Genomic DNA, 26164 nt, shown 5'->3' with positions numbered 1-26164 from the left:
GCTCCGACCCGGAAAGTGAGCAGGGCTTACGTCGAGGCCATGTCTTGACCGCGAAGTCGCTGCGAAATCACGGTGGTGATGCCGTCGCCGCGCATGCTGACTCCGTACAACGCGTCGGCGATTTCCATCGTCGGTTTCTGGTGAGTGATCACGATCAACTGCGACTTCTCCCGCAATTGTTCGAAGAGTCCGATCAGCCGCCGCAGGTTGGTGTCGTCCAACGCCGCCTCGACCTCGTCCATCACGTAGAACGGGGACGGGCGTGCCCGGAAGATCGCGACCAGCATGGCCACCGCGGTCAAGGACTTCTCGCCGCCCGACAGCAACGACAACCGCTTGACCTTCTTACCGGGCGGACGCGCCTCGACTTCGATGCCTGTGGTCAGCATGTCCGACGGATCGGTGAGAACCAGTCGTCCTTCTCCCCCGGGGAACAATTTCTCGAACACGCCCACGAACTCACGCTCGACGTCGGCATAGGCCTCGGTGAACACCTGCAGAATTCGCGCGTCCACGTCTGCGACCACAGCAAGAAGGTCCTTGCGTGCGGTCTTGACGTCTTCGAGCTGAGTGGAGAGGAAGGTGTACCGCTCCTCGAGAGCTGCGAATTCCTCGAGCGCCAGCGGATTGACCTTGCCGAGGGTGGCGAGGTCTTTCTCCGCACGCTTCGCGCGCCGTTCCTGAGTCGCACGATCGTACGGAAGCGGAGCGGGGGCGGTTACCTGCTCCCCACGCTCCTTGGCCTGCTCGTACTCCTCGATTTCGAGAGCGGTCGGCGGCAGTTCGACGTCGGGTCCGTACTCGGCGATCAGATCATCGAGGCCGATACCGTACTGATCGAGGATCGACTCCTCGAGTTGTTCGATGCGCAGCGCTGCCTGAGCCTTCGCAACCTCGTCGCGATGGACGGCGTCGGTGAGTGAAGCGAGCTGTCCGGTCAGTGCCCGGACGATCTCGCGGACCTGATCCAGCTTGGCCGTGCACTCGGAGCGGGCCCGAGCCAACTCGTCGCGATGAGCAAGAGCTCCAGCGACGACGGCCTCGAGTTCGGCCGCCACGCGCTGCCCCGACTCGGCGACGGCAGCTGCAACCTCCGCAGCGTGCGCTCTGGCGCGCAGAGCCCGCTCGGCGCGAATTCGTGCCTCTCGTTCGGCAGCAGCGGCGCGGCGAAGCGAATCAGCCTTTCCGCGTACGGATTCCGCACGTTCTTCGGCGGTGCGCACGGCAAGGCGAGCATCCATTTCGACTATGCGCACTTCGGCCAGCGCTGCTGCGGCCATTTCGCGATCGGCAGCGGTCGATTCCGCACCGTGTCCCGGTGCACTGCCGTCGGTTTCGGCCACACGCAGACGTTCTTCCAGGTCCGCCAGCTTTGTCAGCGACTCACCGCGGCCCTCCTCGGCACGCACTCGCTGGGCGGTCAACCGCTCGGATTCCGCGTGGGCGACTCGTGCTGCCTGCCCCAATCTGCCCAACTGCTCGTAAATGGCGGACATGGCGGCGTCCGACTCGTTGAGCGCCGCCAAAGTCTGCTCCGCGGTCTCGCGTCGAACGGCCTGTTCGGCCAGAGCGCCGGACAGCGCCGCGTCGAGTTCCTCGGATCGGCTCTCCGTTGCCGCCAGTTCCGCTGCTGACGCGTCGATCGCCGCCTGTACCTCCAGCGTGCTGGGTTGCCGATCCGAGCCACCGATCATCCACCCCGAACCGTGCAGATCGCCGGAACGCGCCACTGCACGAATTCCCTTGTGGTCAGCAACAACTCGAATCGCGTCCTCGAGGGTCTCGACCAGGACAACGCCATCGAGTATTGCGGTCAACCCCGCACGCAACTCGTCAGGGCAGTCGATGACGTCGACGGCAGGACGACTGCCCGGTGCGATCTCGGCCTCGCGTTTGATCACCGGTTCACCGCTCACGATCAGCGACGCACGCCCACCGTCCTGATCTGCCAGCGCTGCAACAGCGGAGCGAGCCGAGTCCAGCGACTGCGCCACGACGGCGTCCGCCGCCGGCCCCATCGCGGCAGCGATGGCAGCTTCGTAGCCGGGTTCGACGTGAATCAATCCGACCAGCGAGGTGATGCCGTCGTCGCGCCGATGTTCGAGCAGCCAGCCGCCACCGTCCTTGCGCTGCAAGCCCATCGACAGTGCCTCGACGCGCGCACGGAGCGAAGCTATGCGTTGCCCGCTCGTCTTTTCTTCCTCACGAAGTTCTTCGACACGTGCGTCGATCATCTCGAGAGCTTCGACGGCGCGTTCATGATTGGTGTCGAGGCCTACTTCACCGGCGTCGAGGTCCCCGATGCTTTCCTGCACCGTGTCGAACTCGGCTTGTGCGGCATCCCCACGCAGACGAGCCTCGTCGATGGCCTCGGTCAGTCGCGAAACCTCCGCGTCGACGGATTCGACGCGGGTACGCAGAGTGTCTACCTGACCGGAGAGTCGAGCAAGTCCTTCACGGCGGTCGGCGACGGCACGAACTTCCGCCATGTGCGCCCGTTCCGCTTCTGCTGCAGCATCTTCGGTGGCTGCCAGCTGGTCCCGAGCAGCTTCCGACGCCGCTCGCGCGATTTCGACGCCTTCGAGGAGTTCGGCCTCCTCGGCCGCAAGACGTTCGGCGCGCGCTTCCATCTCGTCCGGGTCCTGGCCGCGGTTGCCGACGGGTTCGGAGTCGAGATGTCGTGCACGCTCGCGGGCGATGCGCACGGTGGCGTTGACTCGTTCGGCAAGCGCGGAGAGCTGGAACCAACTCTGCGCTGCCGCTTCCGATCCCGGAGTCAGACGAGCGAGAGCTTGCTCCTGGCGCCCGAGTTCGAGGTTGGCCTCGTCGAGCGCGGACGCCACCTCGTTGTGCTGTTCGCGGGCCGCTTTCTCGTCCTGCGCCTGGTCGTTCAGTTGGGTTCGACGGGTCACCAGGTCGTCAGCGGCCAGCCGCATCTTGGCATCACGCAGGTCAGCCTGCACCGTCTGTGCTCGCCGAGCAACCTCGGCCTGGCGTCCCAGCGGTTTGAGTTGCCGACGCAGTTCCGCGGTGAGGTCACTGAGTCGAGCGAGATTGGCCTGCATGGAATCGAGCTTGCGTACCGCTTTTTCCTTGCGGCGGCGATGTTTGAGGACTCCCGCGGCTTCTTCGATGAAGGCGCGTCGATCCTCGGGGCGGGATTCGAGGATCGCGGCGAGCCGTCCCTGCCCGACGATGACATGCATTTCGCGGCCGATACCGGAGTCGCTGAGCAGTTCCTGGACGTCCATCAGACGGCAGGACGAGCCGTTGATCTCGTACTCCCCCGCGCCGTCGCGGAACATCCGGCGCGTGATCGACACCTCGGAGTACTCGATCGGGAGCGCGCCGTCGGCGTTGTCGATGGTCAAGGTCACCTCGGCGCGGCCCAGCGGCGCGCGGCCGGAGGTGCCGGCAAAGATGACGTCTTCCATCTTGCCGCCGCGCAGAGCCTTGGCGCCCTGCTCGCCCATCACCCAGGTCAACGCATCGACGACGTTGGATTTACCCGAGCCGTTCGGCCCGACGACACAGGTGATCCCCGGCTCGAACCGAAGAGTCGTTGCCGACGCAAAGGATTTGAATCCCTTGAGTGTCAGACTCTTGAGGTGCATGGGGGGAAACTTTACCGCCAAACCGGTCAGCGTTCGACGAACCCTGTCAGGTCGCCCCTGGCGGGGTCCCAGCTGTCGACCACGAGATCCACCGTGCCCGGTGTTGTTCCCGAGCGAAGCAACTCCAACAATCTCTCGAGCTGCGTGCGTTCGCCTTCCGCCACGACGAGCACTCGACCGTCACGCTGATTCGACGCATATCCGATCAACCCGAGTTCGAGGGCGCGGGCCCTGGTCCACCACCGGAACCCGACGCCCTGAACATATCCGTGAACCCACGCCGTCAACCGCACAGGCGGTGTCTCAGTCATGACGTTCAGCCCGCCACACGTTCGAGACGGTGGACGTCGCCGAGGAAACCGGTGGTGTAGAGCGAGTTGGGGTCCCAGCCCGGGCCGGCACCGAACTTCACCGCGGATGTGAACGGCAGACCCGAGGCGATCTCACACGAAGATCCCGAATCCGGATCGACGCGAACAACTTTGCCGCCGGCATTGAATGCGACGTACAACGCGCCGTCCGGTCCGACGGTCAGATCGTCCGCCATGTTTGCCGGACCGAACCCGGGGAGCGTGATCGTTCGCACCGGCCCGCCCAGATCGTGTGCGTCGAGGACGTGGACGGCGGTCACCATGTCGAAGGTCGTCGTCACGTAGATCGTCGAACCGGAGCGTGCGAGGCCGTCGACGGTGCCGAGATCCTCACGAACGATCGAACTGGTTCCGTCACTGTCGATGACCGTGAGCCCCGGCCGCGTCAGGGTGCGAGCTGTGAGGAAACGGTTACCGTCCAGCGGCACAAGCCCGTTCGGCATCACCAGACCGTCGGCAATCGTTGTCACCGATCCGTCTGCGACGTCGACCTTACGAAGGCTGCCGTCGGCGATTCCGAACAGACCCGAGACAGTCGAGTTGCCCGTGGTGAAGTACACGGAACCGTCACGCGCGACCAGCCCGCCAGGTCCGGTGACGTCACCGACCAAAGTTGTCCGTGTTCCGTCCGGCGCCACTTTCAGCAGTGCACCCGGCCCGATCAGAGCCGACTGCGACAACACCATCGATCCGCTGCCGTCGAATTCGAGATTCTCGAGCATTCCGGCACCAGTCGTCACGACGCTCGACGTCCATTTGCCGCAACCACCGTCCGAGCCGTCGGCCGGGACCGAGGCCTGTGCCGGAGCACTCACCGCCACAACGGAACCCAGTGCGATCGCAGCGACAACACTGCCGGCGCGGGACATCAGGCTTCCGTGTCGAACGACAGCGTGACCTTGGTTCCGGCCTTGAGAGTGCGCCCGACCGTGCACACCTTGTCGACGGAACGCTCGACGAGAGTGATGAGGCGCTGCTGCGCTTCGGCATCCAACTCACTGAGGTCGAGTTCGAGAACCTCGTCGAGCTGCGGGTAGACCTCGTTTTCACGATCGGCGGCACCGGACACTCGGACCGTCGCGTCGTAGTTGTCACCGAGGCGGCGAGAGATCGGGAAGTCTGAGCTCATCCCGGTGCATGCAGCCAGTGCAATTTTGAGGAGTTCGCCGGGCGTGAAGACTCCTGGCACCGATTCGGAGCCGATGAGAACCTCTGCGCCGCGCGAACTCTTGCCGGTGTAGAGGCGGGTTCCTGTGCGTTCCACCCAAAGCTCCGTGTGAGCTGGGGCGGTTGCAGTGTTGTCTGGAGTCTGTTCAGCCATGACGCAATCTTGCCACTCCGCCGAACCGAAGGGGCGGAGACCTAGGCGATTCGCCGTGCCCTCGGGGTCGGTTGACACCGCGGGCAACTGAACGACGATCGATTCATGAACTTCTCACGCTTGATCGGCGCGCCGCATCGCGGGCACGGAAGATTCTCCTGCCCGTACGCCGACAGCGACCGGTCGAAGTAGCCCGATTCCCCGTTGACGTTCACGTACAGCGCGTCGAAGGACGTACCGCCCTGATCGAGCGCCTCGCCCATCACCGAGTGCGCCGCGGTCAACAGTTCTCGAAGTTTGGGCCTGGTGAGCGATTCGGCGATTCGGTTGCCGTGAATCTTTGCACGCCACAATGATTCGTCGGCGTAGATGTTTCCGATTCCGGAGACCACTGTCTGGTCGAGAATCGCCCGCTTGATCTCGGTGTGCTTGCCCCGCAGGACTTTCACGACGGATTCGAGATCGAACGCAGCATCCATGGGATCGCGAGCGATGTGCGCCACCGACTCGGGCAGCATCGTTCCGTCGACCTCGACGAGGGGTGAAATCGACCAGCCACCGAAGGTCCGCTGGTCGACGAATCGAAGATCAGCCCCGGAATCGAGGGCCAACCGAATGCGTAGGTGCTTTTCCCAGTCGACTGTCGGGGGTTGGACCAACATCTGTCCGCTCATCCCGAGATGAACCACCAGTCCGACACCGGCAGGCTCGAGAACCAGCCACAGATACTTGCCGCGACGCTCTGCCGAAGCGATGGTCTGCCCGGTGAGTTGGCCGATCAAGTCCTCGGAACCGAGAATGTGGCGCCTGATCGCGCGGGGATGGAGGACCTCGACGGCCTCGATCGCCGCACCTACAGCATGAGACTGTAGGCCGCGGCGAACGACTTCGACTTCGGGAAGCTCAGGCAAGAGTGAACTCAGCCGGCGAGATCAGACGGGTTGTCAGCAGCGACTGCGCTAGCAGCGGCATTCTCCGACATCGTCTTCCATGCCGAACTTGCTGCCTTCTGCTCGGCTTCCTTCTTGGAACGACCGACACCGACGCCCAAGGGCTTGCCGCTGATGAGAACTGTCGCCGTGAATTCCTTGTCGTGATCGGGTCCGGTAGCGGTGATCTCGTAGACGGGAACTCCGGCACCGTGTTCTGCGGTCAGTTCCTGCAGACTCGTCTTCCAATCCAGACCCGCGCCGAGAAGCGGTGCGCGAGTGAGTAGATCGTCGAACAGATCGAGAACAACACGTCTCGCAGTATCGATGCCGTGCTGCAGGTGTATGGCGCCGAGAATCGACTCCATACCGTCGGCGAGGATGGACGGCTTGTCACGGCCGCCCGTCATTTCCTCGCCCTTACCCAGCAGCAGGTGAGCTCCGAGTCCACCTTCACCCAGAGTCCTGGCAACCTCGGCGAGTGCATGCATGTTGACCACGCTGGCACGAATCTTCGCCAGATCACCTTCGGATTTGTCCGGGTGGGACAGATAAAGATTCTCGGTCACCGTGACGCCGAGAACGGAATCCCCGAGAAATTCGAGGCGCTCGTTCGTGGGCAGACCGCCGTTCTCGTACGCGTACGAGCGGTGCGTGAGAGCCAGGGTCAGAAGACCGGGCTCTATATCTACGCCGACAGCGGCGAGGAGCTTGTCGTGATTGCCCTCGCCGCCGGCGGCTGAAACTGTATTTTCGCTCGTCATAGTCTTTCTCCGGGGAGAACTAGACAGCAGCGGTTACCTGGCGGCCCTTGTAAGTACCGCATGACGGGCATGCGATGTGGGGAAGGGTCTGCTCGCCACAGCCACGGTTGGGGCAGGTAACGAGGGTGGGCACAGTGGTCTTCCACTGGCTACGACGCGACCGCGTGTTGGATCGCGACATTTTGCGCTTGGGGACAGCCACTTCTACTTCTCCTCGGCTTCGGTGATCACAAGATTTTCGCTGGTGTTTGATTCCACGCCAAATTTGGCCGCGAGACCAGCCCAGCGAGGATCAAGTATGTCATGCCCATGCCCAGATTCCGCAATCGCCAGGCGAATGCCACATTCTGAGCACAATCCCAGGCAATCGTCACTGCACAGAGGCTGGAGCGGAAGCGCCAGACCGACTGCATCGACGATGACCGGTTCGAGGTCGATTTCGTCGTCTTCGACCGCGTAGACCTCTCCCTCTTCCGTCGTCTCCTCGGTGGTGCTGTCCGGGTAAGCGAACAACTCCGTGAGATAGATGTCCACGGTGTCGGTGAAAGGTTCAAGGCACCGCGAGCATTCACCCTTGGTGGGTGCGTGCACGTTTCCGGTGACGAGAACGCCTTCGGACACTGCTTCGAGACGAAGATCGAGATCTATGTCCGCGCCCGCTTCGATCGCGATCAGATCGAGACCGATACGGTTCGGGGACTGAATTGTTCTCTCGACGGTACGCATCGACCCTGGACGACGACCGAGCTTGACCGTGTCCAGCAAAAATCCCGCATCACTTGACTGATGCGACGAACTACGACGATGCGTTGACAAAGAGAACTCACCTAACTGTTGAAACTGGTATGGGCAACCACTCCACAATACGGCAGCTACAACGCAAATCCCAATTCCGTCCACGAAAAAGTGGGCCGCCCCATATCGGACGACCCACCCTCGACTGTCTCGTTCGCTCTAGCGACGACGCTCCGAACGACGATCGTCGTCCTGGTAGTCGGGGACTCCCGAACCTGTTCGAAGCTGTTGACGACCACGCCCGACCGATCGAACCGTTCCGGTGAGGAACTCTTCGAACTCGGCCAACTTGGTGTCCACGTACAGGTCACACTCCGAACGCATCCTGTCGGACTCGGCATGAGCGGCGTCGATCACTCGCGCGGATTCCGCGTGAGCTGACTGGACAACCTCGGTCTGCGACACCAGACGAGCCTGCTCCGCCGTTCCCTCCGCCACCGAATGTTCGTACGAGGCCTGGCCGGACTCGATCATCCGATCGGCCTCGGCACGCGCCCGTCCGGTGACGGCCTCGTACTCACGACGGCCGTCGGTGACGGTCCGTTCCGCTTCTGCTTCGGCGTCCTCGACCAACTGATCGGCGTGCGCACGCGCTTCGGCAACCATGCGATCGGCCTGAGCCTTGGCATCGGACAGAATCCGGTCGGCGTCGTCGCGTGCGTTCTCGACAGTCGAGGTTGCCTCGGCATTGGCGCTGCTGACCGTCTTCTCGGCGTTTGCTCGCGCGTCACCGACCAATTTGTCGCGATGATCGAGGACGTCCTGAGCGTCGTCCAGCTCGCTCGGAATTGCGTCCCGGACGTCGTCGAGTAGCTCGAGTACGTCACCGCGAGGCACAACACACCCTGCGGTCATGGGAACACCGCGCGCCTCTTCGACAATTGCGACCAGTTCGTCCAGTGCCTCGAATACGCGGTACACAAGCAACCCCAATCTCTACCGGCCGAAATCGGCCCACATCGTCACCGGTCCACTCGGACCTGTGCCCGTTCCTGTCCAAGTTTGCCGGAAGAACGGCCAACGGGGTGTCGTCGTGGTCGGTGTGTCGGGGATCAGCTGTTTTCGGCTGCTCGTTCGGCGATACGCGCGAGTAGCCGAGAATGCACCTTGGCCGGGAGCATGTCGGAGACGTCGCCGCCGAAGGTCGCAACTTCCTTCACCAGAGAACTCGACAGGTAGCTGTAGGTCGGGTTCGTGGCAACGAAGAGCGTGTCGACGCCCGTGAGCTTCTGATTCATCTGAGCCATCTGCAGCTCGTAATCGAAGTCGTTCGCGCCGCGCAGACCCTTGACGATCGCGCTGAGGCCTTCTTGTTTCGCGTAGTCGACCAACAATCCGTGCCACGACGTGACGCGAACGTTGGGCAGGTGGCTCGTCGCGTCTTCGAGCATCTCGATCCGCTCGTCGATCGTGAACATGCCACGCTTGCTCTTGTTGATCAGCACGGTGACCACGACCTCGTCGAATTGCGCAGCAACTCTTCCGATTACGTCGAGGTGACCGTTGGTCACAGGGTCGAAGGATCCGGGGCAGACGGCGCCAGTCATGAGTCCAGACCGTAGCAGGTGGCCAGCTCGATGCGGGCTTCACCGTAGTTCTTGGCCTTGATCGGCTCGTAGCCCTGAGGCCACACGGTCTCCGGCGAGCGCGACGAACGTTCGAGTACGACGATCGTGCCCTCCCCCACCCATTTGTTGGCCTGCAGATCAGCGAGCATGGACACGACGGCCTCGTCGGTTACCGCATACGGCGGGTCCGCGATCACGATGTCGTATTCACGCGCGCTCGGACCCGAGACCACGGCCGCAACCGGAGCGGCGCGAACCGTCGCCCCCGGCAACGCGACAGTGCCGATGTTCGCCTTGATGACGGCAGCAGCCTTGGCATCGGATTCCACGAGAACAACGTGCTCGGCTCCCCGCGAGAGCGCCTCGAGGCCGAGAGCACCCGAACCCGCAAAGAGGTCGAGAACCGCGCACCCTTCGAGATCGATGCGCGCTTCGAGAGCACTGAACAGCGCCTCACGAACCCGATCCGACGTCGGACGGGTGCCGCTCGGCGGGACTCGCAGGCGTCGACCGCCCGCGAGTCCCGAGATGATGCGTGTCACTCTGCGGCGCTCTCCCCCGTCGAGACGACTACCAGCAGGTCTCCGCCCTCGACCTGTTGGACGGCGCTGATCGCGATCCGCGAGACGACGCCGGCGCGCGGCGAGGTGATCGCCGCTTCCATCTTCATCGCTTCGATCGTGGCCACGGTGTCGCCGGCCTCGATCTTCTGGCCTTCCTTGACCGCGAGCGTCACGACGCCCGCGAACGGCGCAGCCACGTGGCCCGGGTTGTTCTTGTCGGCCTTCTCCGCCACCGGTACGTCACTGGCAATGGAGCGATCGCGGATCGAGACCGGGCGCAGCTGGCCGTTCAGGATGCACATGACAGTGCGGTAGCCGCGCTCGTCGGGCTCGGAGATCGCTTCGAGACCGATGATCAGTTCCACGCCGGGAGCCAACTCGACCCGGTGCTCGTCGCCGCGCCGCAAACCGTAGAAGAACTGGTTTGCCGAAAGCCGCGACGTGTCACCGTACTTCTCGCGGTGTTCGAGGAATTCCTTTGTCGGGCCGGGGAACAGCAGACGGTTCAGCGTCGCCTGACGGTCCTTCGACGAGCCCTCTAGCAGCACCTCGTCCTCAGCGGACAACGTCTCTTCCGGCTTGGCCTGGCCACGTCCTTCGAGTGCCTTGCTGCGGAACGGTTCCGGCCAACCACCGGGAGGCGTACCGAGTTCACCGCGCAGGAAGCCCACCACGGAGTCGGGAATATCGAACTTCGCGGGATCTGCGGCGAACTCCTCCGAAGGCACACCGGCACCGACAAGATGGAGCGCGAGGTCGCCGACGACCTTCGACGACGGCGTCACCTTCACGAGATGCCCGAGCATGCGGTCTGCGTCGGCGTACTTGGCTTCGACCTCTTCGAACCGGTCGCCGAGACCGAGAGCAACGGCCTGCGTCCGGAGGTTGGAGAGCTGGCCTCCCGGAATCTCGTGCGTGTACACGCGACCCGTCGGCGCCGGCAATCCGGATTCGAACGGCGCGTACACCTTTCGCAGCGCCTCCCAGTACGGCTCGAGGTCGCACACGTTCTGCAGGTTCAGTCCGGTGTCGAACTCGGAGTGCGCGGCAGCGGCGACGATGGCCGAAAGCGCAGGCTGGCTGGTGGTTCCGGCCAGTGCCGCGGAAGCACCGTCGACTGCGTCGGCGCCCGCCTGCCACGCTGCGAAGTACGTGGCCAGCTGTCCACCGGGAGTGTCGTGCGTGTGAACGTGAACCGGCAGATCGAAGTTGCTGCGTAGCGCCGTCACCAGCTTGGTAGCTGCCGGAGCGCGCAGCAGGCCTGCCATGTCCTTGATCGCGAGCACGTGAGCGCCGGCATCGACGATCTCTTCGGCCAACTTCAGGTAGTAGTCGAGCGTGTACAGAGTTTCGTTCGGATCCGACAGATCACCGGTGTAGCTCAGCGCCACCTCGGCGAGGGCCGTTCCGGTCTCACGCACCGCGTCGATGGCAGGCCGCATCTGGTCGACGTTGTTGAGAGCGTCGAAGATTCGGAAGATGTCGATACCGGTGTCGGTGGCTTCCTGAACGAATGCGCGCGTGACCTTTTCGGGATACGGCGTGTAGCCCACGGTGTTTCGGCCGCGAAGAAGCATCTGAAGGCAGATGTTCGGAATCGCTTCACGGAGTGCGGCGAGCCGGTACCACGGATCCTCGTGCAGGAAGCGAAGTCCCACATCATAGGTCGCGCCGCCCCAGGCTTCGATCGAGAGCAGTTCCGGCGTCAACCGCGCAACGTGCCCGGCAACTCCGAGCAGTCCGCTGGTTCGAACTCGCGTGGCCAACAACGACTGGTGCGCGTCACGGAAGGTGGTGTCGGTGACGCCGACGGCCTTCTGCTCACGCAGTGCCTTCGCGAAACCTTCGGGTCCGAGTTCGAGCAGTCGCTGACGGCTACCGGCAGGAGGAGGCGTCGAAAGATCGATCTTGGGCAGCTTGTCCTGCGGGTACACCGCCGAGGGCCGCTCACCGTGAGGCTTGTTGACCGTCACATCCGCGAGGTAGGTCAGGATCTTCGTGCCGCGGTCTGCCGAAGAACGCAGAGTCAGCAGCTGAGGACGTTCCTCGATGAAGGAGGTCGTCACACGTCCGGCCCGGAAGTCCGGGTCGTCGAGAACCGCCTGCAGGAACGGGATGTTGGTCGAGACGCCACGAATGCGGAACTCGGTGACCGCGCGGCGAGCCCTCGCGACAGCGGCTTCGAGGTCACGACCACGGCAGGTGAGCTTGACCAGCATCGAGTCGAAGTAGGCGCCAACCTCGGCCCCGAGCGTGGCGCCGCCGTCCAGGCGGATACCGGCTCCGCCCGGGGTGCGGTACGCGGTGATGCGGCCCGTGTCCGGGCGGAATCCGTTGGCCGGATCCTCCGTGGTGATGCGGCACTGCAGCGCCGCGCCGCGAAGCTTGATCGTGTCCTGTGACAAACCAAGCTCTGCAAGCGTCGAACCGGACGCGATCTTGAGCTGCGACTGGACCAGATCCACGTCCGTCACTTCTTCGGTGACGGTGTGCTCCACCTGAATTCGCGGGTTCATCTCGATGAAGACGTGATTGCCGCGCTTGTCGAGGAGGAACTCGACGGTGCCTGCGCACGTGTACCCGATCTCCTTCGCGAACGCGACGGCGTCGGCACAGATCTTGGCGCGCAACTCTTCCGAGAGATTGGGCGCCGGAGCAAGCTCGATCACCTTCTGGTGGCGACGCTGCAGCGAGCAGTCACGCTCGAAGAGGTGGATGACGTTGCCCTGCTCGTCGGCGAGGATCTGCACTTCGATGTGCCGGGGGTCGATGACGGCCTGCTCGAGGAAGACCGTCGAATCGCCGAAGGCCGATTCCGCTTCGCGCGCTGCGGCTTCGATCGATTCCTTGAGCTGTGAGCGCTCCGCAACGCGGCGCATTCCGCGTCCACCGCCGCCTGCAACGGCCTTGACGAAGATCGGGAAGGTCATGTCCTCGGCGGCCGCGAGCAACTCGTCGATGTCCGCTGACGGCTCCGAGGACGCGAGCACGGGGAGACCGGCGGCCTTTGCCGCTGCGATGGCCCGAGCCTTGTTACCGGTCAACTCGAGGATCTCGGCGGACGGGCCGACGAACTTGATGCCTGCCTCGGCGCACGCCGCCGACAAGTCCGGGTTCTCGGAAAGGAAGCCGTAACCGGGGTAGATGGCGTCGGCTCCGGCACTCTTGGCGGCGGCGACGATTTCCTCGACTGAGAGATACGCCCGAACGGGGTGACCCTTCTCCCCGATCTGGTAGCTCTCGTCTGCCTTGAGACGGTGGATCGAGTTCCGATCCTCGTAGGGGAACACCGCGACGGTTCCGGCACCTAGTTCGTAGGCGGCGCGGAAGGCACGGATCGCAATTTCGCCGCGGTTCGCGACGAGCACTTTGGAGAACATTCGAGAAAACTACCCCGATTTCATCTTGCGTCTACATGCGGAGTCTCATATTTCGGACTGAATCGAGAAACCAACCCGGTGGTCCTCGTGCTATTCGATTTCAGCTTGTCGTCATACCCGTCACGACTTCTCGAGGTACTCGATCCGGTCGGAGTCCAGGGCAGCGGTCACCATGGAAGCGAGGGCGGGATGATCCTCTAGCGACGGATCGGAGTCGACGATTCCCTGAGCGAACTCCCTGGCGGACTCGAGGATGTCTCCGTGGGCCATGAGGGAAAGCAGTCTCAGATTCGAGGTTGTGCCCGACTGCGCCGCACCGAGAATGTCTCCTTCACGTCTGGTCGCGAGGTCGAGTTGCGCCAGTTCGAACCCGTCGTTGGTCGCTGCCACCGCCGAGAGCCGCTCGTACGCCGGTCCGCCGGGATTGCTTCCGGTGACGAGGATGCACAGTCCCTGGTGCTTGCCTCGACCGACTCGTCCACGTAGTTGGTGGAGCTGACTGACGCCGAACCGCTCGGCGTCGACGATCACCATCACCGTCGCATTCGGAACGTCCACACCGACTTCGACGACAGTCGTACAGACGAGGACGTCGACGTCACCGACGTTGAACGCGCTCATCACGACGTCTTTTTCGTCGGAAGGCAGTCGACCGTGCAGCAACCCGACTCGCAGATCAGCCAGCGGGCCACTCGACAGCTCTTCGAAGACGTCGACTGCCGACTTGGTCTCGGGCTGCTTCTCCTCGGTGAACTGGTCCTCACCGGCACCCTGCTCACCGTCGCCGATGCGTGAGCACACGACATACGCCTGACGACCAGCGGCAACGTCCTCACGGATTCGTTCCCATGCGCGATCCACCCACTGCGGCTTCTGCTTCGCGGGCACGACGCTGCTCTTGATCGGGGTTCGCCCACGCGGTAGTTCCCGCAGAGTCGAGACCTCGAGGTCGCCGAGCACCGTCATGGCGATGGTTCGCGGAATCGGCGTTGCCGTCATCACCAGCAGATGCGGACTCAGACCTTCACGCGCTCGTGATCGCAACTGATCACGTTGCTCGACGCCGAACCGGTGCTGCTCGTCGACGACAACCATGCCGAGGTTGAAGAACTCCACGTTGTCCTGGATGAGTGCATGGGTACCGATGACGATCCCGGCATCGCCGGTCACGGCTTCGAGCAGCGCTGCGCGCTTCGCAGCGACAGGCAGCGAGCCGGTCAGAAGGGCGATACGGGTGGAATGTTCGGCCGAACCGAGTTCACCGCCTGCGGCCAGCGGGCCCATCATCTTGCGCAGTGATCGCGCGTGCTGATTTGCCAGGACCTCGGTCGGTGCGAGCAACGCGCACTGATAACCGGCGTCGACGACCTGCAGCATCGCGCGCAGAGCCACGATGGTCTTGCCTGACCCGACCTCGCCCTGAAGAAGCCGGCTCATCGGGTGTGGGCGAGCGAGATCACTGGAGATCTCCTCCGCGACTGCTTGCTGTCCCTCCGTCAGAGTGAACGGGAGCATCTCCTCGAACTGGTCCGCGATCCCGCCGGCAACCGGAGCGCAGGCCGGCGCCACCCGCTCGGAATTGTCGTGACGACGCATCGCGAGAACCAACTGCAGAGACAGCGCCTCGTCGAAACGGAGACGATCTTGAGATCGTTCGATGTCCTCCTTGGTATCCGGGAGGTGAACGGTGCGCAGTGCCTCGTCCAAACCGATGAATCCGTGCTCGGCCCTGGTCTCGTCAGGCAACGGCTCCTCGATCGGATCGAGTTGGTCGAGCACTTGCCGCACGCACCGCATGATGGTCCAGCTCTCGACCTCGCGGGTTGCCGGGTACAGCGGGATCAATGCGCGGTCGAAGACGGACAGGTCGAGTTCGGCGCCGGGGTCCTGGTTTGCGCGAGCCAGACCGGCAAGGTCACCGGCCCCTTTGATGGATGCAAGCGGAACTACCGAATCCTCCTCGCCGACACGAGGTTCCGGGAGGATCAGGTAGCTCGGGTGGGTGAGAGACCACTTGCCGCGGAAGTACTTCACCGTCCCGGAGAACATCGCGCGCACGCCGGGCTTGATGACGTGCCGCACCTTCTGCGGATTGAAGAACGTGACGTCGACGGTCTGCGAATCAGTCGCGAGCGATACTCGCAACATCTGCCCCGGACGGTTCTTCATCTTCACGACCGCCGCCGACGCCACCCGCGCGATGATGGTGATGTGCTCACCTTCGGGCGGCTCCTTCTCGGCAAGTTCCTTGCCTGCCGACGCGTACCGGTGTGGGTAGTGACGCAGCAGGTCCTCGACCGTCCGAATCTCGAATGCCTCGTCGAGCGCGTCCGCGGTCTTCTTTCCCAGCAGCCGATCGAGTGGGTCGGCGAGCGTCGCCATCAGTTCCTCCAGCACAGTGTCGCGGTAAGCACATGTGTTCGTATATCAGTAGTCACCGACAGACCCGATTCGATCACTCCACACCCAACTGGAACAGGTCACCCGGCTGATCACCCTGATAGACGAGCACGTCGACGCCCGGATGGTGCGCGATGACGTGCGCCTCGAGCTGCCCGGCCAGGTCGTCCGGCGCGTCGGCGCCCATGAGTAGGGTCACGAGTTCGCCACCGGATCCGAGCGCGAGGTCGACCAGTCGCGCACTCGACTCCGCGACGTCGGGACCGATGAGCACCACCTCGTGCCCCATCAGACCGATCGCGTCACCCGGATCACACGTCCCGACGTACGTCAGCGAACGCTCGACCGCAATTCGCAATGATCCCCAGCGCGTCGCAGCCGCCGCCTCGGACATCGTGAAGCCGTCGTCGGCGACGTTGCGTTGAGCGTCGTGAACGGCAAGTGCGGCCAAGCCCTGAACCATCGACGATGTCGACAGCAGCAGAACCTGGTGAAGCGGATCGCGTGCAGCGGCACTGACTGCGACCAGTTCCTGAGCCGTCAAGGCTCCGTTCGGCAGCACCAGAACTTCACTTCGCTCCATCTGACGAATGCGGCCGAGCAGTTGCGCACGTGTCACCGGCGCGTCGTCGCACCGAAGAACCGTCGCACCCTCACTCTCGAACAACGCCGCCGCACTCTCACCGGCGACGACGGCCAGAACGCCGCGGGCACCGGCACCCGGGAATCGCCTCTCCGCCCGTGCCACCAACTGGTCGCGTTCGTCGACGAGAAAACTGCTGATGCGAATACCGTGGACCTTCCCGGCTTCGAGGCCGGCTTCCACGGCTGCACCGGCATCGCAGCAATGCACGTGCACCGACCAGCCACCGAAGCCATCGCTGACGATGACCGTCGAATCTCCGAGGACGGACAGTCGCGTGCGCAGCGCCGTCATGCGATCGTCGTCCGAGTCGTCGACGAGGTACATGACCTCGAAATCCTGTTCCGAGTGATCACCACATTCGATCGGGCTCTTGTGAGCCCAATCGTGATCGAATGCGCTGACGTCGACAACTGCGCTCGACCTCGGGTCCGGCGTCCCCAGATCCTCGCGAACCTGCGACTTCCCGGTCACCACCTCGACAAAAGCGTCGAGGATCAGAACCAGACCGAATCCCCCGGCATCGACCACCCCGGCCGACGCCAGAACGTCCAGTTGCTCCGGGGTCTTGTTCAGCGCGATCGCAGCCGCATCGGCAGCGGCGGCAACCACGGAAGCAAGATCCTCGCCGCTCGGCGTCTTGGTGTCGACGCACTCCTGCGCTGCCTCACCCGACGCGCGCAGAACCGTGACGATGGTGCCTTCCACCAGATCGGAGACAGCCCGAGAAGCCAGCCCCGTCGCCGTGGTCAGTGAGTTCGCAAAGCTACGGCCGTCGATGTGCTCGCCTTGAACGCTCTCCGCGATACCCCGGATCACCTGGGAGAGGATCACTCCGGAATTACCCCGTGCACCGGACACCGCGCCCCGAGCCAGCGCGTTGGCGACGCGGCCGGCACTGCGGACGTCGTCCTCGATCGTCTCGGCGGAATCGAGCGCGGCCCGCATCGTGAACAACAGGTTGGTGCCGGTATCCGAATCAGGGATGGGAAAGACGTTGAGGCTGTTGATCTCACCGCGACGTTTCTGGAGGCTGTCGACCGCCCGGCGGGCCCAGCGCCGCAGCAGATGTCCGTCCGCGACGGATTCCGCTTCTTCGGCGACGCGTTGCACTTCCCCCACTGACGGTTCCCCTCCACGATGGACAGACAGACGATGGAAAGACTGACGATGAAAAAGAGATCGGTGATCGGTGCAGTCGAGGGTAGTCCGACGCTTCTGCGCAACCGTCATTACCGGGCGGTTTGGCCATTCGGGCCGGAAGCGGTTACTCTTACACGGTTGCCTCGAACGGGCTACACGAAATAATGCTGCACTTTGTTTGTTGCTGATTGACTGTTTTCACGTTCGGCTGCACAGTGAGCGGTCAAGGATCGGTTCGAAGTCGAGTATATTCGGATTGTAATTCTGGCTGCCCTACCGTGTAGGGTAACCACTTCAATATTCATTTCTAACAAGGAGTTCGCGACTATGGCTGCCGTCTGCGACGTATGCGCCAAGGGGCCCGGCTTCGGTAAGTCGGTCTCGCACTCGCACCGGCGTACCAATCGTCGCTGGAACCCGAACATTCAGTCTGTTCGTACCGAGGTTGCCCCGGGTAACACCCGTAAGGTCAACGTGTGCACCTCCTGCCTGAAGGCAGGCAAGGTCGCTCGGGGCTGATTGCCCGAGCACAAACTATTGCAGGCTCTGCCCCCGTCACTTCGGTGACGGGGGCAGAGCTGTTTCTATGTGGCTGTATCTATGTGTCCCCGTGTTTCGTATGGCTGTCCGACACCCGTAATGTGCGTTGAGTGACTTCCATCGATGACCTGAGCAAAGTGACCCTCGACGAGGGCGTACTCCGCATCACCATTTCCACCGCCGCCAACGGCACCTCCCTCGACGACGAAGGACTGGTTCAGGGCGCGCAGGCGCTCGAGACAGTCGGAAACGACATCGGGAGCATCCTTCTGGTCGGCGAAGGCGCAAACTTCTGTGCCGGCGGCAACGTCCGTGCGTTCGCCGCAGCCCCTGACCGCGGCGAGTACGTCGCCGAGGTTGCCCGTGTCTTCCACGTGTTCGTTCGCGCGCTCGACGCCGCGACCGCTCCAGTGGTGGCCGGGGTCCACGGATGGGCTGCCGGCGCCGGAATGAGCCTGGTCTGCCTCGCCGACGTCGCAATCGGCGGCACCGGCACCAAGCTCCGCCCCGCGTACCCCTCCATCGGTTTCACCCCGGACGGCGGAATGTCGTGGACACTCCCCCGCATCGTCGGCGTGGCACGCGCTCGCGAGATTCTTCTCAACGATTCGGTGATCGGTGGCGACGAAGCCGTCCGGCTGGGGATCCTCACCCGACTCGTCGGCGACGACGAGGTCCAGGAAGAGGCAGCTCGCCTCGCCCGCGCTTTGGCCAACGGACCGAGTACGTCGTACTCGGGAATCAAAGCACTGCTGCGTTCGTCGCGGACGAACTCGCTCGCCGAGCAACTCGACGCCGAGGCTGCGTCCATCGCCCTCGCGGCGAACAGCCCGATCGGGCGCGAGGGTGTCGACGCATTCGTCGACAAGCGTCGCCCCGATTTCACTTCCGCAAAGCATGCCAGGTGAGTGCAGGCGCAGTTCGATCAGCCCAGATTCCAGTCGACCGGGTCGGCCCCGAGTCCGGTCAAGAGTTCGTTCGCACGACTGAACGGGCGCGAACCGAAGAAGCCGCGCGAAGCCGAAAGCGGTGACGGGTGCGCTGATTCGATGATCGGTGTGTCGCCCAGCATCGGCGCGAGAGTGGCCGCGTCACGACCCCACAAGATCGCCACCATCGGTGACGACCGCGCCACCAAAGCGCGGATAGCCTGCTCGGTCACCGGCTCCCAGCCCTTCTTACGATGAGAAGCGGCTTGACCCGGCTGCACGGTGAGTACGCGATTGAGAAGCAGCACACCTTGTTTCGACCACGGCGTCAGATCGCCGTTCGGCGGTATCGGCAACCCGAGATCCTGGTGATACTCCTTGTAGATATTACCGAGACTTCGTGGAACCGGCCGCACGTCCGGGGCAACCGAAAAGCTCAACCCGACAGCATGACCAGGCGTCGGATAGGGGTCTTGACCGACGATGAGCACCCGAACGTCGTCGAACGGATTCGTGAATGCACGCAAGACGTTCTCTCCCGCAGGCAGATACTCCCGTCCCGCAGCGATCTCTTCGCGCAAGAACTTACCCATCGCGGAGATCTGCTCCGAGACCGGTTCGAGTGCCCGCGCCCACCCTGGATCGACGATCTCTGCAAGCGGCGCCATCAGTCGAGCCTGCGCAACGCGTCGCGGTAGTACGCCGCATTGGCTGCGTACATCTTGACGTTTCCGTCGAGGTGGCCGAGCGGAACTTCGTATCCCGCACGGACCTTGGCGGGCACACCGAGTGCCATGCTGCGCGGGGGAACCTGCATCTTGTTGGCCACCACCGCACCCGCGGCGACGATCGACCCCGTCCCGATCACCGTTCCGTTGAGAACCACGGAGCCCGATGCGATCAGGCAGTGGTCCTCGATGGTCGACCCCTCGATGTGCGCGTTGTGGCCCACCACGCAACCGGAACCGATGACAGTCGCATCGATGGCGGTGCAATGGATGACAGTTCCGTCCTGGATGTTGGATCCGGTTCCCACCGAAATGGTTCCGTAGTCACCACGCAATACCGCCTGCGGCCAGATCGAGGTGCCCGCCGCGAGAGTCACGGCGCCGATCACCACCGCGTCCGGGTGAACGTATGCGTCCGGATGAATGTCCGGAACTCTGTCTCCAAGTGCATATACAGCCATGAAAGCAACCTATACCGCGGTGGTGCCGGTGGTCGAAAAGCTGTGCCATCCCCCGCCGCTCTCGCGAAGTGCACCGTCGACGCTCACGCCGGAACCGGCCGCAACCGAACCGATCACAGTCCAACCCGACGGAATTTCGACCTCAGGCCCGAAAGTTGCTGCAAATCCGTGATCTTCACCACCGGAGAGGATCCAGTCCAGCGGATCGACGTCGAGCGCCTCGGCCGCCGATGCGACATCGAGTGAGGTGGGAACCGCGGCCGAGACGATGTCGAACCGCACGTGCGAGGCCTCTGCGAGATGTCGAAGGTCCGCGATCAATCCGTCGGATACGTCCGTCATGGAATGTGCTGATTCTGCGGCGTCCCATGCCGATTGATACGGCGGATTCGGAACACGATGAGCGGCAAGCAGATCTGGAAAGCTTTCGGATTCGTCGAGCAATACGGCTTCGTCGAGCAGTAGTGCCAACCCTGCTGCCGAGCAACCGAACAACCCGGCGACCGCGATCTTGTCACCGATCTTTGCTCCCGAACGCAGAACTGCCGGACGGCCACCGAGATCGCCGAGCACGGTCACCGACACCACGACTACCGGCGACTGGACCAGGTCACCGCCGACCACGCCGGCCCCCAGATCAGTTGCCGCGTCCCAGATTCCCGCGGAGATTGCGTCGATCACGTCGACCGGAGTCGAAGGCGGGCACCCCAGAGACACGGTGAATGCCGTCGGCCGCGCTCCCATCGAGACGACGTCCGCAGCGTTCTGTGCCACTGCCTTTCGGCCGATGTCGCGTGGCGAAGACCAATCCATTCGGAAATGCCGACCTTCGACCAGCATGTCGGACGAGACAACCACACGGCCGTCTCCGGACGTCACGATCGCGGCGTCGTCGCCCGGCCCCAATTCGGTGGTGACCGGTTGGATTCGGCCGACCAGAGATCGCGCGATCACGTCGAACTCCCCCACCTGCTCGACAGTGTGCTCTGACCCGAACCCCGATGATGCGATGAGTGTCTCCAATGCCGACGCAATTCGCTCGTAAGCGGCCTGCGGTACCTTCTAGCTGTGGTCGTGAATGCTTCTGCAAGCTCACGCGTGTGTCGGCAATCCTACCGATTCACCGACGTGCCCTGCGAAGTGACGAGACCGCTGATCGACTGGACCAGGACCCGAGCGAAGAACTGAGCATGGCAGAAAACACCTCCACCGCAGACAACGCCGACATCGACCCCGATAGCGACGACGATCCGACCGAGCGCCGCAGTCCGGCGCTGATCGCCACCGCCATCGCGCTCCCGGTAGCCCTGATCGTCGGAGTGGTGATCGCGGCCGTCGTCGCGGGAAACAACCCTGAACTCTCGCCGGTAGCGCTGGGACCCGTACCGGCACCGGCAGCGGAGTCGGAGGCCTGCGTTTCCCTCCTCGGTGCGCTCCCCGACAAGATCGACGACTTCACGAAAGCCGAGTTGGTTGACCCTGCTCCGGCTGGAGCGGCAGCTTGGCAGCGCAGCGAAGGTGAGCCGATCGTGTTGCGCTGCGGGCTCGACCGTCCGACCGAGTTCGACCAGGCTGCAGCACTACAGGTTGTGAACGGTGTCCAATGGTTCCAGGTCTCGGGAACCGACGTCGGTCTGGCTGCGAGCACTTGGTTTGCCGTAGACCGCGGTGAGTACATCGGTATCACGATCCCCGACGGGACCGGCCCGACGCCGATTCAGGAGATCTCCGACACCATCACGGCGACTCTCGAACAGAAGCCCCTCGACCCGGCGCCGGTCGCGGTTCCCTGATCAGCGAAGTCCGGTACCGCGAGCGATGGCGGTGTCGACCAGTGTCGAAATCAAAGTGCGGTAATCGATTCCGGTGGCGTTCCACATCTTCGGATACATCGAGATGGAAGTGAACCCGGGCATCGTGTTGATCTCGTTGATCACCGGGCCGTCAGCCGTGACGAAGAAATCGACCCGCGAGAGTCCCTGGCAATCGAGTGCCTTGAACGCGCGGACTGCAAGCTCCCTGATCTGGTCGCTCACCGACTCGTCGAGTTTTGCGGGGATGTCGAATTCGCAGACGTCGTCGAGGTACTTGGTGTCGAAGTCGTAGAACGCGTCCGAATCGGTGTCGGAATCCGGCATCCGGATCTCAGCGACCACACTCGCCTTGACGTCGCCGTTCGGGAATTCGAGGACGCCGCATTCCACCTCACGGCCGATGATCGCGCCTTCGACGATCACCTTGGGATCGTGCAGGCGCGCATGAGCGATCGCCCCGTCCAGACCGTCCCAATTGCTCACCCGGGTGATGCCGATGGACGAACCACCACGAGCGGGCTTCACGAACACGGGAAGGCCCAACTCCGCCTTCTGCTCTTCGGTCAGCGTTGCGATTCCCGGTCGAAGCACGACCTGCACTCCGACGGGAAGTCCTTCAGCGGCAAGAAGCTTCTTCGTGAACTCTTTGTCCATGCCGGCGGCGCTGGCCAGGACTCCGGGTCCGACATACGGAACCCCGGCAAGTTCGAGCAATCCCTGAATGGTGCCGTCTTCGCCGTAAGCCCCATGCAGAACGGGGAAAACGACGTCGACCGACGCGAGCACAGCACCGGCGTCGGAGCCGTCGAAGGAGATGACCTCGCCCTCGCGGGTGGGGTCCGCGCTGAGGACCACCGACGTTCCGTCTTTGTCGACCGACGGCAACGCGCGCCCGCTGATCGCGAGGGAGCTGGGGTCGCTCGACCCGAGGACCCAGGAACCGTCGACTGTGATGCCGATCGGTACGACGTCGTACCGATCAGGGTCGAGGTTGCTCAGGACGCTTCCGGCGGAAACACAGGACACTGAATGCTCATTGCTCCGGCCACCGAAGATCACGGCCACGCGGGTACGGCTGCTGTTCACGCGTCAAACCGTACCGCCGAATCGACTTCGGCACGCGATCGGGCCGGGCCGGAAATCATCGACGTGGTCCGCTCACGCGTCGAGCGCGCGCTCGATGTCGGCCAGAAGATCGGCGGTGTCCTCGATGCCACAAGCGATTCGGACAAAACCCGCACTGACCGGATCGCCCCAGCGCGCACGACGATCCGCCGTCGTGTGGATCCCACCGAAGCTGGTGGCGGCCGTGACGAGATTGCTCGCTTCGACGAACGAGTGGAATGCTTGAGCCGAACCCAACTCGACGCTCACCAATCCGCCGAATCGTTTCATCTGACCGGATGCCGTTGTGTAGGACGGGTCACCGCGAAGGCCGGGATAACGAACGGACCGGACCGCTTTGTGTCCAGCCAACATCTCTGCCAGGGCCAGCGCGTTGTCGCACTGACGCCCGAATCGCAGGCCTGCCGTGCCGAGACTCCGGTGCGCAAGCCACGTCTCGAAGGGGCCGAGCACTGTTCCCGAAAGAAGTCGCTCACGCTCGATCAGCTGACTCACCGCCGCATCGCAAGTAGCGACGTAACCCATCAGGAGGTCACTGTGCCCGCTGAGTGCCTTGGTACCGCTGGCCACCACGACGTCGGCACCCAATTCGAGCGGGCGCTGCCCCAGCGGTGTCGCAGTCGTGTTGTCGACGATCAGCAGCGCGCCCGATCGGTGACACACGTCGGCGAGCACGCGAAGGTCGACCACGTCCAGCACCGGGTTGGACGGCGTCTCGGCGACGACGACCACGCGACCCGGTGACGCGTCGAGCAGATCCGCGAAGCTCGCGTCGCCCATCTGCAGGGTCGAGACTTCGCGAACGGTGATTCCCAACGGAGCCAGACGTTCGTTCGCGTACAACCGCACCTGGTAGTACCCGTCCGAGGGCACGACGACGGTATCCCCGGCGACGAGCACGCTGCGCAAGGTCGCTGTGATCGCAGACATCCCCGACCCCATGACGAGTGCGTGGTCCGCTCCTTCGAGCGCCGCGAGCGCCGATTCGAGTCCACGCCAACCCGGGTTCGACGCTCGAGCATAGGTATCGGACTCGGAGCCTTCGTCCACCGAAAGTTGGTACGGCGCAGCAAATATCGGACCCAGCTGCATGGGCTGACCCGCAGCGTGTTCGCGCGCAACGGCGCTCACACTGCGCGTCGAATCCCCGTAACCCTCGAAATCACTCACATTAATTTCACTCATTCCGGCTTCGTCCGGCGTCCGAGCAACTGACCGATCGCATCGCTGACGGCCATGCCTTCGTGGCACACCCGATGGACCGCGTCGGTCAACGGCATCTCCACGTCGTAGCCGGCAGCGAGTGCGCGTACCGACGTGCACGACTTCACACCCTCGGCGACCTGACCGTTGGTTGCCTTCTGTGCCGATTCCATCGACCCGCCCCGTCCGAGTCGCTCTCCGAACGTCCGGTTTCGCGACAACTCGGACGTGCAGGTCGCGACCAGGTCACCGACGCCCGCCAAGCCTGCAAGCGTCGACGCCTTGGCGCCGAGCGCGACACCGAGCCGAATCGTCTCGGCGAGACCACGGGTGATGATGCTGGCAACCGTGTTGTCGCCGAATCCACTACCGGCGGCCATGCCGCAGGCCAGCGCGATCACGTTCTTGCACGCGCCACCGATCTCGCAACCGACGACGTCGGAGTTGGTGTACGGCCTGAAATAGCCGGTAGCGCAAGCATCCTGGAGAGCGAGGGCACGCGAGGAATCCGAGCAGGCGATCACCGTGGCCGCTGGCTGCCCGCTGGCGATCTCGTGTGCAAGATTCGGGCCCGAGAGCACCGCGACGCGCCCCGGTTCCACGCCGGTCACCGACACGATGACCTGGCTCATGCGCATGAGCGTCCCGGTCTCGATTCCCTTGGCCAGACTCAGCAGAGTCGCATCGGGTCCGATCGAGCCTTTCCACTGCTCCAGGTTTCCCCGTAGCGACTGCGAGGGAACCGCCAGCACGATGAAGTCAGCACCTGCCATTGCCTCCTCGTGGTGGTGGGTCGCGCGAATCGACGAAGGCAAAGCAATGCCTGGCAGATAGTCGCTGTTCTCGTGTGTGGTGTCGATGCGCTTCGCGACCTCTTCACGCCTGGCCCACATCGTCACGTCGGTTCCGGCCTCGGCCATCACCTTGGCCAACGCTGTTCCCCACGAACCTGCGCCCAATACAGCTGCCTTACTCACACGCTCACCCCGTCTACCCGGCGAAGCGGGTCGCCGCCAGAAAAATCGTCTGCACAGAGTATCGCCTGTGGTGCACTGCGGTGGGCAGCCGCGGACACCGAGCGTGATGACTGGCAAGATCGAGGGATGGACAGCGCGGAACCCCCGTACCCACACGTCGTGGAGACACCGCATGCGCGCACGGAGATCGAACGCCCCATGCATGCGATAGTGGCCGTCAAGTCCTTGAGATCGGCCAAGTCCCGGCTCGCGGGCGAACTCGACGCGGACGCGCGTGCAGACCTCGTGTTGGCCATGCTTCACGACACCCTCGCGACCGTTGCCGCCGTCTCTGCCATCGACACCGTCACGGTGGTCACCCCAGACCCGACCGTTGCCGCTCTTGCGTATTCCGTCGGCGTGACGGTCTACGCCGATCCAGCTCCCGACATCTCGCTGACCAACGGCGCCTCACCGCGCGCGGAGGAAACCCTCAACGCAGCGTTGAGTGCAGCGGCCGCCGATATCCGAGCCAAACGCGGAGTGGTCGACCTCGTTGTGCTGCAAGCCGACTTGCCCGCGATGCGACCGAGCGAACTGACGGAGGCCGTGGCCGCCGCCCGAAGCGGTGGACGTTCAGTCGTCGTCGATCACCACGGCACCGGCACTTCCGCATTGTTTGCGTGTGGCGAGAGTGCGCTCGACCCCCGATTCGGTCCGGAATCCGCACGGGGACATGCTAATTCAGGTGCTCGTCCACTCAACGGCCAATGGCCGGGACTGCGCACCGACGTCGACACTCACGCCGACCTCGACACCGTGCGCGCACTGGGAGTAGGCCCCGCGACATTGGCTTCGTTGACCAGACTCAAGGCCACGCCGTCGAACAGTCGATGAATTTTCTTTCATCGATTGTC

Annotated in this window: 24 protein-coding genes; 4 read left to right on the top strand and 20 right to left on the bottom strand. The window is 63.6% G+C overall.

Features of this window, described 5'->3' with window-relative positions; all coding sequences use genetic code 11:
* Window positions 1-26: 26 nt before the first annotated feature.
* The 14 genes from smc to ABX74_RS10655 all read right to left on the bottom strand — a co-directional run bounded on the left by smc (window position 27) and on the right by ABX74_RS10655 (window position 17470).
* Window positions 27-3614, bottom strand: a complete 3588-nt coding sequence (gene smc / locus ABX74_RS10715) for a chromosome segregation protein SMC (RefSeq protein WP_047888818.1) — start codon at window positions 3612-3614, stop codon at window positions 27-29.
* Between the two features lie 26 nt (window positions 3615-3640).
* Window positions 3641-3925 carry an acylphosphatase gene (locus ABX74_RS10710; RefSeq protein ID WP_019747956.1) on the bottom strand — a complete coding sequence of 95 codons (285 nt, stop codon included), beginning with the start codon at window positions 3923-3925 and terminating at the stop codon, window positions 3641-3643.
* Between the two features lie 5 nt (window positions 3926-3930).
* Window positions 3931-4854, bottom strand: coding sequence for an SMP-30/gluconolactonase/LRE family protein (locus ABX74_RS10705; RefSeq protein WP_047888817.1), 924 nt, complete (start codon window positions 4852-4854; stop codon window positions 3931-3933).
* Window positions 4854-5306: an OsmC family protein gene (locus tag ABX74_RS10700; RefSeq protein WP_020907278.1), complete on the bottom strand. Its 453-nt coding sequence runs from the start codon at window positions 5304-5306 to the stop codon at window positions 4854-4856. The genes ABX74_RS10705 and ABX74_RS10700 overlap by 1 nt, the downstream gene beginning before the upstream one ends.
* Window positions 5307-5347: 41 nt before the next feature.
* Complete coding sequence (gene mutM / locus ABX74_RS10695; protein ID WP_019747953.1) at window positions 5348-6217, bottom strand: bifunctional DNA-formamidopyrimidine glycosylase/DNA-(apurinic or apyrimidinic site) lyase; 870 nt, start codon at window positions 6215-6217, stop codon at window positions 5348-5350.
* A gap of 8 nt (window positions 6218-6225) precedes the next feature.
* Window positions 6226-6999: a ribonuclease III gene (gene rnc / locus ABX74_RS10690; RefSeq protein WP_019747952.1), complete on the bottom strand. Its 774-nt coding sequence runs from the start codon at window positions 6997-6999 to the stop codon at window positions 6226-6228.
* 19 nt (window positions 7000-7018) lie between these two features.
* On the bottom strand, window positions 7019-7201 hold the full coding sequence (gene rpmF / locus ABX74_RS29895; RefSeq protein ID WP_007729318.1) for a 50S ribosomal protein L32: 183 nt from the start codon (window positions 7199-7201) through the stop codon (window positions 7019-7021).
* Between the two features lie 2 nt (window positions 7202-7203).
* Entirely contained in the window at window positions 7204-7764 is a 561-nt protein-coding gene (locus ABX74_RS10685; protein ID WP_007729319.1) for a YceD family protein, read from the bottom strand.
* A 189-nt stretch (window positions 7765-7953) separates the two neighbouring features.
* On the bottom strand, window positions 7954-8715 hold the full coding sequence (locus ABX74_RS10680) for a DivIVA domain-containing protein (RefSeq protein ID WP_003942696.1): 762 nt from the start codon (window positions 8713-8715) through the stop codon (window positions 7954-7956).
* 131 nt (window positions 8716-8846) lie between these two features.
* On the bottom strand, window positions 8847-9341 hold the full coding sequence (gene coaD, locus ABX74_RS10675) for a pantetheine-phosphate adenylyltransferase (RefSeq protein WP_003942776.1): 495 nt from the start codon (window positions 9339-9341) through the stop codon (window positions 8847-8849).
* On the bottom strand, window positions 9338-9904 hold the full coding sequence (gene rsmD / locus ABX74_RS10670) for a 16S rRNA (guanine(966)-N(2))-methyltransferase RsmD (RefSeq protein WP_003942746.1): 567 nt from the start codon (window positions 9902-9904) through the stop codon (window positions 9338-9340). Before rsmD ends, coaD begins: the two co-directional genes overlap by 4 nt.
* On the bottom strand, window positions 9901-13305 hold the full coding sequence (locus ABX74_RS10665; RefSeq protein WP_047888816.1) for a pyruvate carboxylase: 3405 nt from the start codon (window positions 13303-13305) through the stop codon (window positions 9901-9903). Before ABX74_RS10665 ends, rsmD begins: the two co-directional genes overlap by 4 nt.
* Before the next feature lie 120 nt (window positions 13306-13425).
* Window positions 13426-15687: an ATP-dependent DNA helicase RecG gene (recG, locus tag ABX74_RS10660; protein WP_047888853.1), complete on the bottom strand. Its 2262-nt coding sequence runs from the start codon at window positions 15685-15687 to the stop codon at window positions 13426-13428.
* Window positions 15688-15760: 73 nt separating this feature from the next.
* Complete coding sequence (locus tag ABX74_RS10655) at window positions 15761-17470, bottom strand: DAK2 domain-containing protein (RefSeq protein ID WP_020907273.1); 1710 nt, start codon at window positions 17468-17470, stop codon at window positions 15761-15763.
* 348 nt (window positions 17471-17818) lie between these two features.
* Here ABX74_RS10655 and rpmB point away from each other — a divergent pair, with 348 nt between their 5' ends.
* A complete protein-coding gene (gene rpmB, locus ABX74_RS29890; RefSeq protein ID WP_003942669.1) occupies window positions 17819-18010 on the top strand; it encodes a 50S ribosomal protein L28 in 192 nt (63 codons plus the stop codon).
* Window positions 18011-18141: 131 nt separating this feature from the next.
* Entirely contained in the window at window positions 18142-18939 is a 798-nt protein-coding gene (locus ABX74_RS10650; protein WP_047888815.1) for an enoyl-CoA hydratase-related protein, read from the top strand.
* 17 nt (window positions 18940-18956) lie between these two features.
* On the opposite strand, the gene ABX74_RS10645 is transcribed toward ABX74_RS10650, so the two are convergent.
* The 3 genes from ABX74_RS10645 to ABX74_RS10635 are packed head-to-tail and all read right to left on the bottom strand — an operon-like array spanning window position 18957 to window position 21160.
* On the bottom strand, window positions 18957-19628 hold the full coding sequence (locus ABX74_RS10645; RefSeq protein ID WP_020907272.1) for a uracil-DNA glycosylase: 672 nt from the start codon (window positions 19626-19628) through the stop codon (window positions 18957-18959).
* Window positions 19628-20149 (bottom strand): gamma carbonic anhydrase family protein, encoded by a 522-nt coding sequence (locus ABX74_RS10640; protein ID WP_020969320.1) that lies wholly within the window; start codon window positions 20147-20149, stop codon window positions 19628-19630. The genes ABX74_RS10645 and ABX74_RS10640 overlap by 1 nt, the downstream gene beginning before the upstream one ends.
* A 9-nt stretch (window positions 20150-20158) precedes the next feature.
* On the bottom strand, window positions 20159-21160 hold the full coding sequence (locus ABX74_RS10635) for a thiamine-phosphate kinase (protein ID WP_081328976.1): 1002 nt from the start codon (window positions 21158-21160) through the stop codon (window positions 20159-20161).
* Window positions 21161-21249: 89 nt separating this feature from the next.
* Here ABX74_RS10635 and ABX74_RS10630 point away from each other — a divergent pair, with 89 nt between their 5' ends.
* On the top strand, window positions 21250-21942 hold the full coding sequence (locus ABX74_RS10630; protein ID WP_020907269.1) for a DUF3515 domain-containing protein: 693 nt from the start codon (window positions 21250-21252) through the stop codon (window positions 21940-21942).
* On the opposite strand, the gene ABX74_RS10625 is transcribed toward ABX74_RS10630, so the two are convergent.
* From ABX74_RS10625 to ABX74_RS10615, 3 genes are all read right to left on the bottom strand, one after another.
* A complete protein-coding gene (locus ABX74_RS10625; protein ID WP_024487352.1) occupies window positions 21943-23049 on the bottom strand; it encodes a D-alanine--D-alanine ligase family protein in 1107 nt (368 codons plus the stop codon).
* A 72-nt stretch (window positions 23050-23121) separates the two neighbouring features.
* Window positions 23122-24273 (bottom strand): cystathionine gamma-lyase, encoded by a 1152-nt coding sequence (locus tag ABX74_RS10620; protein WP_047888814.1) that lies wholly within the window; start codon window positions 24271-24273, stop codon window positions 23122-23124.
* Complete coding sequence (locus ABX74_RS10615; protein ID WP_047888813.1) at window positions 24270-25268, bottom strand: NAD(P)H-dependent glycerol-3-phosphate dehydrogenase; 999 nt, start codon at window positions 25266-25268, stop codon at window positions 24270-24272. Before ABX74_RS10615 ends, ABX74_RS10620 begins: the two co-directional genes overlap by 4 nt.
* A gap of 126 nt (window positions 25269-25394) precedes the next feature.
* Between ABX74_RS10615 and cofC the strand changes: the two genes are divergently transcribed.
* Window positions 25395-26144, top strand: a complete 750-nt coding sequence (cofC, locus tag ABX74_RS10610; RefSeq protein ID WP_081051173.1) for a 2-phospho-L-lactate guanylyltransferase — start codon at window positions 25395-25397, stop codon at window positions 26142-26144.
* Window positions 26145-26164 lie beyond the last annotated feature (20 nt).

The sequence above is a fragment of the Rhodococcus sp. ARP2 genome (genome assembly GCF_001029585.1).
Classification (GTDB): domain Bacteria; phylum Actinomycetota; class Actinomycetes; order Mycobacteriales; family Mycobacteriaceae; genus Rhodococcus_F; species Rhodococcus_F erythropolis.
The sequence above is the reverse complement of the archived record's forward strand: the minus strand, read 5'-3'. Positions and strand labels throughout refer to the sequence as shown.

What these genes read in the sequence shown, in the direction of transcription:
- smc (WP_047888818.1), bottom strand. Translation starts at nt 3,614, where the DNA reads ATGCACCTCAAGAGTCTGACACTCAAGGGATTCAAATCCTTTGCGTCG.
- ABX74_RS10710 (WP_019747956.1), bottom strand. Translation starts at nt 3,925, where the DNA reads ATGACTGAGACACCGCCTGTGCGGTTGACGGCGTGGGTTCACGGATAT.
- ABX74_RS10705 (WP_047888817.1), bottom strand. Translation starts at nt 4,854, where the DNA reads ATGTCCCGCGCCGGCAGTGTTGTCGCTGCGATCGCACTGGGTTCCGTT.
- ABX74_RS10700 (WP_020907278.1), bottom strand. Translation starts at nt 5,306, where the DNA reads ATGGCTGAACAGACTCCAGACAACACTGCAACCGCCCCAGCTCACACG.
- rnc (WP_019747952.1), bottom strand. Translation starts at nt 6,999, where the DNA reads ATGACGAGCGAAAATACAGTTTCAGCCGCCGGCGGCGAGGGCAATCAC.
- coaD (WP_003942776.1), bottom strand. Translation starts at nt 9,341, where the DNA reads ATGACTGGCGCCGTCTGCCCCGGATCCTTCGACCCTGTGACCAACGGT.
- ABX74_RS10665 (WP_047888816.1), bottom strand. Translation starts at nt 13,305, where the DNA reads ATGTTCTCCAAAGTGCTCGTCGCGAACCGCGGCGAAATTGCGATCCGT.
- recG (WP_047888853.1), bottom strand. Translation starts at nt 15,687, where the DNA reads ATGGCGACGCTCGCCGACCCACTCGATCGGCTGCTGGGAAAGAAGACC.
- rpmB (WP_003942669.1), top strand. Translation starts at nt 17,819, where the DNA reads ATGGCTGCCGTCTGCGACGTATGCGCCAAGGGGCCCGGCTTCGGTAAG.
- ABX74_RS10645 (WP_020907272.1), bottom strand. Translation starts at nt 19,628, where the DNA reads ATGGCGCCGCTTGCAGAGATCGTCGATCCAGGGTGGGCGCGGGCACTC.
- ABX74_RS10640 (WP_020969320.1), bottom strand. Translation starts at nt 20,149, where the DNA reads ATGGCTGTATATGCACTTGGAGACAGAGTTCCGGACATTCATCCGGAC.
- ABX74_RS10620 (WP_047888814.1), bottom strand. Translation starts at nt 24,273, where the DNA reads ATGAGTGAAATTAATGTGAGTGATTTCGAGGGTTACGGGGATTCGACG.
- cofC (WP_081051173.1), top strand. Translation starts at nt 25,395, where the DNA reads ATGGACAGCGCGGAACCCCCGTACCCACACGTCGTGGAGACACCGCAT.